The sequence below is a fragment of the Halolamina salina genome (genome assembly GCF_042678005.1).
GTDB classification, from domain to species: Archaea; Halobacteriota; Halobacteria; order Halobacteriales; family Haloferacaceae; genus Halolamina; species Halolamina salina.
The window spans coordinates 39,073-39,664 of record NZ_JBHUDH010000118.1; the positions used below are offsets into that span (position 1 = coordinate 39,073).

1 protein-coding gene and 1 pseudogene are annotated in these 592 nt (G+C 71.1%); both read left to right on the plus strand.

Going from position 1 to position 592, the window contains the following annotated elements; translation table 11 throughout:
* Positions 1-121: 121 nt before the first annotated feature.
* Positions 122-292, plus strand: coding sequence for a DUF7859 family protein (locus ACFR9S_RS10650; RefSeq protein WP_379733466.1), 171 nt, complete (start codon positions 122-124; stop codon positions 290-292).
* A 7-nt stretch (positions 293-299) separates the two neighbouring features.
* Positions 300-592, plus strand: a pseudogene (locus ACFR9S_RS10655) (inorganic phosphate transporter); the annotation flags it as partial.

Below are 592 nucleotides of genomic sequence, written 5' to 3' on the forward strand. Positions count from 1 at the left end.
CGCTACCCCGTCGACCAGTGACGCGACCGACGACGACGCGGCGGCGTCGAGCGCCGGCGACTCCACGGCGGCGGAGGATTGACGCCGAAACGCCTAACCGACCGCCGAAAGAACGCCGGGTATGGTCGCTCCAGCCAACGTCGCGGGCGAGGCGTTCGATTTCCTCGTCTCGCACCCGCTGTTCACGGTGGTGCTGGCCGGGATGCTGGGGTTCGTCTTCTTCATGTATCTACTCGTGCGCCGGACGCTACTCGGGCTCCGCGAGGGGTTCGACAGCGGGAAAGGACGGTGAGGCTCCCGTGGTAGACCCGCTCACTATCGGAACCGCGCTCGTGGCGGCGCTCGCGAGCCTGTTCATGGCGTGGGCCATCGGCGCCGGCTCCTCGGGATCGACGCCGTTCGCCCCCGCGGTCGGCGCCAACGCCATCTCGGTGATGCGCGCCGGCCTCGTGGTCGGGGTGCTCGGCTTCGCCGGCGCAGTGCTGCAGGGCCAGAGCGTCACGGAGGCCGTCGGCTCCGAGCTGGTCGGCGGCGTCTCGCACACCTCGCTGTCGGCGACGGTGGCGCTGCTGGCCGCGCGCTACCGCTCGAC

Coding starts and splice junctions, on each gene's coding strand:
- ACFR9S_RS10650 (WP_379733466.1), top strand. CDS start 122: ATGGTCGCTCCAGCCAACGTCGCGGGCGAGGCGTTCGATTTCCTCGTC.